Source organism: Pseudomonas sp. FA-1 (assembly GCF_056856075.1).
In genome coordinates this window covers 57,946-68,209 of record NZ_JBWXTH010000016.1, presented here as the reverse complement: position 1 = coordinate 68,209, position 10,264 = coordinate 57,946, and the positions used below count along the sequence as shown (strand labels likewise).

Here is a 10,264-nt window from a genome sequence, read left to right as displayed (position 1 = left end):
GGGTTGGGGGGGTGGTGGGGGGCGGCGCCCCGGGGGGGGGGCCGGGGGGGGGGGGGGGTGGGGGGGCGGGGGGGGGGGGGGGGCCGGGGTTTTGGGGGGGGGGGGGGGGGGCGGCGGCCCCCGGGGGGGGGCCGCCCCCCCCCCCCCCCCCCCCGACGCCGTTACGCCAAACGCTTAAAAACATGAACTCTCCCCCCGCCAGCGGCTCAACTGCCATGCGCACACTCGCCAGCAGACAGGAGCCCCTGGTGCCCCAACCCCAGACCGGTCGCGCCTACCGCACCGATATCCCCGCCCGCCTCGACCGCCTGCCCTGGACCCGCTTCCACACGCTGCTGGTCCTGGCCCTGGGCATCACCTGGCTGCTCGATGGCCTGGAGGTGACCCTGGCAGGCGCGGTGTCCGGTGCTCTCAAGGACAGCCCGACGCTGCAGATGAGCAACACCGAGATCGGCCTGGCGGGCGCCAGCTACATCGCCGGAGCCGTACTTGGCGCCCTGCTGTTCGGCTGGCTGACCGACCGCCTGGGCCGGCGCCGGCTGTTCTTCGTCACCTTGGTCCTGTACATCGGCGCCACGGCCGCGACCGCGTTTTCCTGGAACCTGTGGAGCTTCCTGCTGTTTCGCTTTCTCACCGGCGCCGGCATCGGCGGTGAGTACACCGCGATCAATTCGACCATCCAGGAATTCACCCCGGCCCGCTGTCGCGGCTGGGTGGACCTGACCATCAATGGCACCTTCTGGCTGGGCGCCGCCCTTGGCGCGGTGGGGTCGGTGGTGCTGCTCGACCCGGCACTGGTGGGCGGTGAGCTGGGCTGGCGCCTGTGTTTCGGCATCGGTGCGGTGCTGGGCCTGGCGATCCTGCTGATGCGCCTGTGGATCCCGGAGAGCCCACGCTGGCTGTTGATCCACAACCAACCGGAACAGGCCGAACGTATCGTCGCCGGCATCGAGCGCCAATACCGCGCGCGTGGCCTCGCACTCCCCGCCATCGTAGGCCCGCCCCTGCGCCTGCATGCCCGTGACCACACGCCCTTGGGCGAGGTCGTGCGCTGCCTGTTCGGTGCCCACCGGCGGCGGGCACTGGTCGGCCTGACCCTGCTCGGCGCCCAGGCGTTCTTCTACAACGCCATCTTCTTCACCTATGCCCTGGTCCTCACCGATTTCTACGGAGTACCGTCCGAGCGCATCGGCTGGTACGTGCTGCCCTTCGCCCTAGGCAACTTCTGTGGGCCACTGCTGTTGGGCAGGCTGTTCGATGTATGGGGGCGGCGCCTGATGGTCAGCGCCACGTACCTGATATCCGGCGTACTCCTGGGCATCAGCGGGTACCTGTTCCAGCAGCAACTGCTCGACGTCACCCAGCAGACGCTGGCCTGGATGGTGATTTTCTTCTTCGCCTCCGCCGCGGCAAGCTCGGCCTACCTGACCGTGGCCGAAACCTTTCCGCTGGAGATCCGCGCCCTGGCCATCGCCGTATTCTATGCCTTTGGCACGGGCCTGGGTGGGCTGGCCGGGCCAGCATTGTTCGGCGCCCTGATCGAGACGGGAGAACGTACGAATGTGCTGTATGGCTATTTGATCGGGGCCGGCTTGATGGTCTTTGCCGCGCTGGTGCAGGCGCGATGGGGGACGGCAGCCGAGCGCAGGTCTTTGGAGCAGGTGGCACGCCCGTTGTCCCAGGCGCAGGAGGAATGACCGGCCAGGTGTACGCACCTGGCCGGTTTTCATGCGATGACCTGCCGCGCCCTCAGAGGAAGGTGAACACCTGTGACGCCGGCAAGCGCGATTTGCCAAGCCCTGCGTTGAAGTCATCCTCACTGCGGTAGCCCAGGCTCAGCACCACCACACTGGTGAGGCCTCGTTCACGCAGGCCCAGCTCGGCGTCCAGCGCCTTGCTGTCGAAGCCTTCGATAGGCGTGGCGTCCAGGCCATGGGCAGCGGCGCCGAGCAGTGCGGTGCCGAACGCCAGGTAGGTCTGCTTCTCCATCCAGTGTTGCAGGTCCTTGTGGTCGAAGCGGTGCAGATTCACGTAGCCGCGACGGGTCTGGTCCTGGCCGGCCCTGGCCTGCTCGGTAGGGAAACGCCCGTCGGCGGCTTCCTGCGCCAGTACCGCCTCCAGGTGGGCTTCGGTCATGTCGGTACGGGCAGCGAAGACGATCACGTGGGATGCGTTGAGGATTTTCGGCGTGTTGTAGGCAAAGGCCTCGGTGGCCTTGGCGATGCGTGCCTTGCCTTCGGCGCTGTCGGCCACCACGAAGTGCCAAGGCTGGGAGTTGACCGAGGACGGGCTGTGGCGCAGTTGTTCGAGCAGCGCGTCGATGGTCGCCTGGGGAATGCGACGGCTGGCATCGTAGGCTTTGGTGGTGTAGCGGCGCTTGGCCAGGGCAACGGTATCCATCAGGGAAACTCCTCAGGGGAACGGAATGTGCCGGGCATCTTATCTTTCCTGGGAAAAAGAAAAAGCGGCACAATGCAACAACACTTTCATCCCTGGAGTGAAAATGCTGCGCATCACCGACCTCGAACTGTTCGTGCGCAGCAGTGCACTGGGCAGTTTCACCGCTGCGGCTCTGGAGGCGGGCGTGCTGCCAGGCCAGGTGGCGGCGGCGATCAAGCGCCTGGAGCGCGAGCTGGACGTGCGCCTGTTCGCCCGCACCACCCGCAGCCTGCGCCTGACCGCCGAAGGCGAGCTGTACCTGCCCACGGCCCACAGCGTGCTCGATACCCTGCGCCAGGGCCGAGACAACCTGCACGGTGCCCATAGCACCCTGCGCGGAGTGCTGCAGGTGTCGGCGCCCTCGGACCTGGGCCGCAATCTCCTGCTGCCCTGGCTCAGTGCGTTTCGCCGCGAACACCCTGATTTGAGCCTGCGCTTCTTTCTCTCCGACCAGATCGCCGACTTCGCCCGCGATCCGGTGGACGTGGCTATCCGCTATGGCCTGAACCAGGACGCCAACTACATCGCCCTACCCCTGGCGCCCTGGAACCGCCGGGTCCTGGTGGCGTCGCCCGGCTACCTGGCGCGCCATGGCCGGCCACGCACGCTCGATGAGCTGCAACAGCATGCGTGCCTGCTGTACCTGCAGATGGGCCGGGTGTACGACCGGTGGCGCCTGGGCAGTCGCAGCGTGCAGGTGCGCGGCCCGTTGTTCAGCGACGATGCCGATGTGGTGCGGCGCTGGGCCCTGGAAGGCGAAGGGATCGTCTACAAGTCGTGGCTGGATGTCAGCGCCAATGTGGCTGCAGGTGAGCTGGAAGTGCTGCTGCCCGAGCACCTTGGCGAACCGACGCCGGTGACGCTGGTGTGCCCGCACCGCAAGCAGCTGTCACCTGCCGTGTCGCAGCTGCACCTGTGGCTGCGTGAGCGCTTCGCCGCGCTGCAGCCACCCGGTGCGCCATGACCGGTGCCGACAAGGCTCAGCCCTGTTTGCCCAGGGCTTCACGAAAGCGCGCGGTACTGGCCGCGGCCAGCACCAGCCCGACCACCGCGACAGCACCGCCCACCAGGCCGATATAGGCCACATCCAGCTGGCTGCTGACGATGCTGCCCAACAGCGCGCCACCGCCGATGCCGATGTTATAGATCCCCGAGAACAGCGCCATCGCCACATCGGTGGCATCCGAGGCGAGCTTGAGGGTCTTCGATTGCAGCGACAGGCTGAAGCTCAGGATCGCCACGCCCCAGACCATGCTCAAGGCGGCGAATACATAGAAATTGCCCGACAGCGGCAACAGCATCAGCAAGCAGGACGCCAGGGCCGCGATCGCCGCCACCAGGAAGCCATGGGGGAAGCGGTCGCTGTAGCGGCTGAACAACAGCGAGCCGAAGACACCCGCGCCACCGAACAGCAACAGCAGCAGCGTGGTGCGCTCGCCACCGATCTGCGCCACGTGCAAGGCAAACGGCTCGATATAGCTGTAGGCAGTAAATTGCGCGGTGATCACCAAGGTCACCAGCAGGTAGGTGATGACCAGCGCCGGGCGCTTGAACAGGATCGGCAGGCTGCGCAGGGAGCCGGAGTTCTGGCTGGGCAGCAACGGCAGCGATTTCATCAGACAGAGCATGGTGGCCAGCGCCACCCCGGCAATGCTCAGGAACGTCACACGCCAGCCAAGGGCTTCGCCCACCACCCGGCCCAGGGGGATACCCATGACCATCGCCAGGGTCGTGCCGGTGGCCAGCAGGCCCAGGGCCTTGGCCTGTTGACCAGGTGGCGCCACACGCACTGCCAGCGAGGCGGTGATGGCCCAGAACACCGCATGGGACAGGGCAATGCCGATGCGGCTGACCAGCAGCATGGCGAAACTCTGGGACAGCCAGGACAACAGGTGGCTGACAATGAACACCAGGAACACGAACAGCAGCAGGCGCCGGCGTTCGATGTTGCGGGTCAGCAGCATCATCGGCAGCGACGCCAGGGCCACCACCCAGGCATAGATGGTCAGCATCAGCCCGACCTGGGCCGTGGTCATCTCGAAGCTGCGGCCGATGTCACTGAGCAGCGCCACCGGGACGAACTCAGTGGTATTGAAGATGAAGGCCGCCAGGGCCAGGGCGACGACACTCAGCCAGCTGCCGGTACCGGCGGTTGGCGGCAGAACACTAGGGGTAGGTCCGTTCATGGAAGGGTTGTTGATCTCCGAAGACAAGGCGATAGGCCGCCCATCACCCGCTCAGTTCAAGGCCGGTGACGCGCGGTTTTGTTATTGGAAGGAATGCCGGCATGGTACGCATCGCGTCTGGGCCCCACAACCCTTGAGAGGCGGCATCGGTCTTGAGGCAGGTGCTGCCCGTGAGATCGAGCGCCGCGCGGGCGGCGCTCGACCTCACAGCCACCAAAGTAGCTACGGCGAACACTTCAAGCATTACCTGCCCGTGCCTTGGTGCACAGCGGTTCGTCAACGCCGAGGCGCAGCCGGCCTGACGGTCAATTTGCCAGGGGCCACTCGGCCAACGGCCAGTAGCGCCCCTTGCGTGACTCATAGAGGGTGAAATGCCGGGCGGCGAGGAAGAACTCCGGTGCCACCGCAGCTTCCGGCACCTGGGCGCGATAGTCCCGGGACAAGGTCAGGTGCGCTCGGTATTCCCGGCCCTGCCCGGCGATGCCCAGCGGCAGCACGGCCTGCTCCAGGGCATAGACCAATCGGCGCAAGGCCGGCGGCGTATCCTGTGGCTCCAGCACCAGCACATTGGCCCGTGGCCATACCTGCAGGCGGTCCAGGGTCAGGCGCAGCGGCGTGTCCGGGCCTTTGAGGCTGTCGACGGCTGCGCACAGCGCAGGCACCAAGGCCGCGTCCACGTCCCCCAGGAACAGCAAAGTCAGGTGAAAGTTTTCCGCCGGCACCGGCTTGCCGCTGCGCAGGCCCAGGCCTCGGCGCCACTGCGCCATGGCCCGGCGTTGGGCATCGGTCACCGGCAGGGCGAAGAACAACCGCTTGAACGGTTGCCCTTTTTCCCGTTCATCCACTGGCATTGGCAAGGGTCCTGTTGCGTAGGCATGGCTGCATCATCGCACAGGCACGCCTGAGCCTCACCCCTCATGGCGGGTACCGCCTCGTACCAATGTCTGCCTGGCAATCTGAGATTAATCCTACAAAGCGCCTCCATGATTGTTTATGCTGGCGGGCTCAAGCCATGACGCGTGGCCATTTCGACAAGCATCCGTCCATGAAAATCGCACTCGTACTGATCTTCGCCCTCTCGATCGCCTATGTTCACCTGCGCGGTCGGGTTCGCCATAAACTGACCCGCCAGCTGGGTGACCACTCCAGCTTCCTCGCCCCGGTCAATGCCTTCCTGTACCTGTTCTCCCGGCACCCGGCCAAGCCCTACCTGCCGGTGGAGGCGTTCCCGGAATTGCAGCCGCTGAAGGATCACTGGCAGGAGATCCGCGAAGAAGCCCAGCAGTTGTTGCACGTGGGTGAAATCAAGAAATCCGACAACTACGACGACGTCGGCTTCAACTCGTTCTTCAAGACCGGCTGGAAGCGCTTCTACCTGAAGTGGTACGGCGAGAGCCACCCTTCGGCCATGAAGCTGTGCCCCCGCACCACCGAACTGCTGCAGGGCATCGGTACGGTCAAGGCGGCCATGTTCGCCACCCTGCCGCCGGGCGCCAAACTGGTACGTCACCGTGACCCCTATGCCGGCTCCTACCGCTACCACCTGGGCCTGGACACACCGAACGACGACGGCTGCTACATCGACGTCGATGGCCAGAAGTATTCCTGGCGCGACGGCGAGGCGGTGGTGTTCGACGAGACCTACATCCACTACGCTGCCAACACCACCGAGCACAATCGCATCATTCTGTTCTGCGATGTCGAGCGCCCGCTCAAGTACCGCTGGGCAACTGCCTTCAACCGCTGGTTCAGCCGCAACGTCATGGCCGCCGCCGCCGCGCCCAACGATGCCAATGACAAGACCGGCGGCATCAACCGCCTGTTCACCCGCATCTACAAGATTCGCGAACGCGGCAAGGCGATGAAGAAACGCAACCGTACCCGCTACTACCTGGAGAAGTGGGCCGTGGTCGCGGCGCTGGTGCTGTTCTTCATCTACATCTGACGCGGCCCCTGAGAGGCGGGCAAGGGTAGAATCTTCGACTAGCCTGAAAGCTCCTGTTGCCAACCCTACAAGGTGAAGACGATGAGCATGATGGACTGGGACGCCTACCGTAAGCAGTTGATGGCCGGCATCGGCGATCTCAAGCAGCTGTCCCCCGACACCGTGACCGGCTACATGACCGCCAGCGGTGCCGGGGCCAAGACCAACCACCTCGATGCCAAGACCCGCGAGTTGATCTCCCTGGCGGTGGCCGTCACCACCCGCTGCGATGGGTGCATCGCCGTCCATTCCCAGCAGGCCGTCAAGCACGGTGCCACCCGCGAGGAAATCGCCGAAGCCCTTGGCGTGGCCGTGGCGATGAATGCGGGCGCCGCCCTGGTGTATTCGGCCCGGGTCATGGACGCTGTGGGCAAGGCCAACGATTGACCGTACCGGCGCCGCCCTGCGGCGGCGCCGGGCCAACCGACTCCACGGAGCTGCAATGATTCACATCCGCCCCATGACGCCAGAAGACTTCGAGCACTTCTGGCCGACCTTCCAGGCCATCGTCCAGGCCCGCCAGACCTACGCCTTCGACCCCGACCTCAGCTTCGAGCAAGCCCGCCACCTGTGGCTTTCGCTGCCGCTGCACACCCTGGTGGCCGAAGCCGACGGCCAACTGCTGGGCTCGTACTACCTCAAGGCCAACGCAGCAGGCCCCGGCAGCCATGTCGGCAACTGTGGCTACATGGTCGCCGAGGCCGCCCGCGGTCGTGGCGTGGCGCGGCTGATGTGCGAACACTCGCAGAAGCTGGCACGCCAGGAAGGCTTCCTGGCCCTGCAGTTCAACTCGGTGGTGGCCAGCAACGAAGTGGCCGTGGCGCTGTGGCACAAGCTTGGCTTCGAGACTGTCGGCCGGCTGCCCAAGGCCTACCGCCATGCCCAGCTGGGGCTGGTGGACTGCCTGGTGATGTACAAATGGCTGGCCGATGAGCCGGTGGTGGAAAAGCCGCCGCTGCTGATCGGGCGCAAGAACATCGAGGCCCGCGTCTCGCGCCGACGCGGTCGCTGACCCCTCCCCCTGCGCATTTGACTCCCTCGCCGATCGATGGTCAGATGCGCGCCAGTTTCAGGTGTCCTGCGCCGCCGCGCGCAGGGTGAAACGGGAAGCCGGTGCGTCCTTTACAGGACAAGTCCGGCGCTGCCCCCGCAACGGTAAGCGAGCGAACCCTTCGACACACCACTGTGCCTGTGCATGGGAAGGTGAAGGCGTTCATGACCCTCGCAAGCCCGGAGACCGGCCTGGAGTTTCGTTGGCAACCCCGCGGTGGGCGGGCGCAGGCCGGTTTCGCGTGCGCCCCTGCGTGCGTGATAGGTCTCCATGCGTTGTTTCCACCGGGATCCATTCCTTCCTGCAACCGTGGAACGACATGTCCCGTATCTACAAGCTTCACACCCTGGCGGCCTGCCTGGCCGTCGCCCTGCCGGCCTGGCCCGATGAGCCCGACGGCCAGGTCCTGACACTCCCCTCTACAGCGATCACCGAGGCCCTCGACCCGCAGGCCATCGACCTGGGCACCCCGACCCAGGCCGGCTCGCGCCTGGGCCTGAGCGCGCTGGAAACGCCGGCCAGCACCAGCACCATCAGCGCCGAGCAGATCCAGCGGCGTAACAACGCCACGCTCCAGGACGCCGTCACCCGCTCGCCCGGCATCACCTTCACCGGCAGCCCAGGCGACGGCAACACCGGCCTTTCGGCCCGGGGTTTCGAAGGCCAAAGCTCGGTGATGACGCTGTTCGATGGCTCACGCCTGTACAGTGGCGCAGGCACCCTGACCTTCCCGGTCGACCCATGGATGATTGAGCGGATCGACGTGATCCGTGGGCCGGCCTCGGTGCTCTACGGCGAAGGTGCCACCGGCGCGGTGGTCAATGCGATCCCGAAGAAGCCGTTCGCCGGGCCGGTGCACAACCACCTGCGTCTGGGCTACGGCGCCTGGGACCGGCAACAGCTGGCCTTGGACAGCGGCGGCAGCCTTGGCCAACGGTTGAGCTACCGGGTGACCCTGAACCGGCAGGCCGGCAACGGCTGGGTCGAGCGCACCGACTCGCGCAGCCTGGCCCTGAGCGCCGCCCTGCGCCTGGACGCCAGCGACGACCTGAGTTTCACCCTCGCCCACGAACGCGGCGACACCGAACCGGCCAACTACTACGGCACCCCACTGATCGATGGGCACTACCGCAGCAGCCTGCGCAAGAAGAACTACAACATCGACAACGACGTGCAGCGCTATCGGGACCAGTGGACGCGCCTGAACACCGACTGGCACATTCACGACAGCCTGTCGGCCAGCAACCAGCTCTACTACATCAAGAGCCGACGGCATTGGCGCAACGCCGAGTCGTACACCTGGAACCCGGCCGATGGCGTGCTCGAGCGTGGCAGCTTCCTGCAGATCAAGCACAACCAGGAGCAGTTCGGCGACCGCCAGAGCTTCACGTTCGACCATACCCTGTTCGGGCGCGCCAGCAAGACCGTGATCGGCGCCGAGTACAACAAGATCCGCTTCAACGTCGACAGCAATGCCCCCTTCGATGACGGCAATGTGGACACGCTCGATCCGTGGAACCCGGCCCCGGGCCGATTCCACAGCCTGTCGCCGACACGCCCGCAGACCTTGTCCGTCACCCACACATTCTCCACCTTCCTGGAAAACCGCACCGCGCTGACCGAGCGCCTGTCGCTGGTGACCGGTGTGCGCCGCGACCAAAACCATGTGGAGCGCAACGACCTGGTGAATGAAACCCGTAGCGATCGTAGCCTGCGCGGAGGCAACTGGCGTGCCGGCCTGGTGTTCGCGGTCACGCCGGACCTGTCCCTGTATGGCCAGCACTCCACCAGCGAAGACGGCATCGGCGACCTGCTGACCTTGCGTCCGGAACAGCGCTACGACCTGACCAAAGCCAGGCAGACGGAACTGGGCCTCAAGCAGCGCTTCTGGGATGGCCGGGGCGAATGGACATTGGCCGCCTACCACATCGTCAAGCACAAACTGCTGGTCGCCGACCCGGTGAACCATGGCCTGCAGCAGGCCGGCCAGCAGACGTCCGACGGCCTGGAAGCGTCCGTGGAGCTGGCATTGGCCAACCAATGGCAGGTCTCGGCCAACGCCTCGGTGGTACGCGCAAGGTTCGACGACTATCTCGAGCACACCGCAACCGGCATCATGGACCGCGCCGGCAACCGCCCGGCCAACGTGCCACGGCGCACGGCCAACCTATGGGTGAGCAAGGGTCTGGGCCAGGATGTCGAAGCCGGCCTTGGGTTGCGTTACGTGGACCAGCGTTACGACAGCGCAGCCAACCAGGGTAGTGTTCCGGGGTATACGGTGGTCGATGGCACTATCGGCTGGCAGGTCTTGCCGGCTGTGCGCCTGGGGCTGCAGGTGAACAACCTGTTCGACCGCGAGTATGCGGCCTCCTACCTCTACACCAGCGACCTATGGCTGCTGGGCGCGCCCCGGTCGTATTTCGCCACGGTGGACTACACCTTCTGAGCCCGAAGCCAGCGCCGCCCCTGTAGGAACGGGCTTGTCCCGCGATTAGGCCGGACCTGCCATCGCGGGTGGTGGCAAGGGCTTTGCCCTTGATCGCGGGACAAGCCCGCTCCTACAGGGACCGCGCACGCTGCTCTCCCGGGTGCCAACGATGGAGC

General features: G+C 65.9%; 9 protein-coding genes and 1 riboswitch. Of the genes, 6 read left to right on the top strand and 3 right to left on the bottom strand.

Going from position 1 to position 10,264, the window contains the following annotated elements; translation table 11 throughout:
• Window positions 1–248 precede the first annotated feature (248 nt).
• Window positions 249–1,697 (top strand): MFS transporter, encoded by a 1,449-nt coding sequence (locus AC1MHZ_RS22400; protein ID WP_482966937.1) that lies wholly within the window; start codon window positions 249–251, stop codon window positions 1,695–1,697.
• Between the two features lie 52 nt (window positions 1,698–1,749).
• On the opposite strand, the gene nfsB is transcribed toward AC1MHZ_RS22400, so the two are convergent.
• Complete coding sequence (gene nfsB / locus AC1MHZ_RS22395; RefSeq protein ID WP_084857500.1) at window positions 1,750–2,400, bottom strand: oxygen-insensitive NAD(P)H nitroreductase; 651 nt, start codon at window positions 2,398–2,400, stop codon at window positions 1,750–1,752.
• Between the two features lie 103 nt (window positions 2,401–2,503).
• Between nfsB and AC1MHZ_RS22390 the strand changes: the two genes are divergently transcribed.
• Entirely contained in the window at window positions 2,504–3,403 is a 900-nt protein-coding gene (locus AC1MHZ_RS22390; RefSeq protein ID WP_084857499.1) for a LysR family transcriptional regulator, read from the top strand.
• 16 nt (window positions 3,404–3,419) lie between these two features.
• Here AC1MHZ_RS22390 and AC1MHZ_RS22385 read toward each other — a convergent pair whose 3' ends face one another.
• Both AC1MHZ_RS22385 and thpR read right to left on the bottom strand, forming a co-directional pair.
• Window positions 3,420–4,625, bottom strand: coding sequence for a sugar transporter (locus AC1MHZ_RS22385; protein ID WP_482966936.1), 1,206 nt, complete (start codon window positions 4,623–4,625; stop codon window positions 3,420–3,422).
• Between the two features lie 305 nt (window positions 4,626–4,930).
• The gene (thpR, locus tag AC1MHZ_RS22380; RefSeq protein WP_084857493.1) at window positions 4,931–5,476 is read right to left on the bottom strand and encodes an RNA 2',3'-cyclic phosphodiesterase; all 546 of its coding nucleotides are present in this window, start codon (window positions 5,474–5,476) and stop codon (window positions 4,931–4,933) included.
• 194 nt (window positions 5,477–5,670) lie between these two features.
• Between thpR and lpxO the strand changes: the two genes are divergently transcribed.
• The 4 genes from lpxO (at window position 5,671) to AC1MHZ_RS22360 (ending at window position 10,106) form a co-directional block, all read left to right on the top strand.
• Complete coding sequence (gene lpxO, locus AC1MHZ_RS22375; RefSeq protein WP_196146466.1) at window positions 5,671–6,570, top strand: lipid A hydroxylase LpxO; 900 nt, start codon at window positions 5,671–5,673, stop codon at window positions 6,568–6,570.
• An 81-nt stretch (window positions 6,571–6,651) separates the two neighbouring features.
• The gene (locus AC1MHZ_RS22370; protein WP_084857491.1) at window positions 6,652–6,996 is read left to right on the top strand and encodes a carboxymuconolactone decarboxylase family protein; all 345 of its coding nucleotides are present in this window, start codon (window positions 6,652–6,654) and stop codon (window positions 6,994–6,996) included.
• Window positions 6,997–7,051: 55 nt separating this feature from the next.
• Window positions 7,052–7,621, top strand: coding sequence for a GNAT family N-acetyltransferase (locus AC1MHZ_RS22365; protein ID WP_084857490.1), 570 nt, complete (start codon window positions 7,052–7,054; stop codon window positions 7,619–7,621).
• Between the two features lie 42 nt (window positions 7,622–7,663).
• Window positions 7,664–7,869, top strand: a riboswitch (cobalamin riboswitch).
• A 110-nt stretch (window positions 7,870–7,979) separates the two neighbouring features.
• The gene (locus AC1MHZ_RS22360) at window positions 7,980–10,106 is read left to right on the top strand and encodes a TonB-dependent receptor (protein ID WP_482966935.1); all 2,127 of its coding nucleotides are present in this window, start codon (window positions 7,980–7,982) and stop codon (window positions 10,104–10,106) included.
• Window positions 10,107–10,264 lie beyond the last annotated feature (158 nt).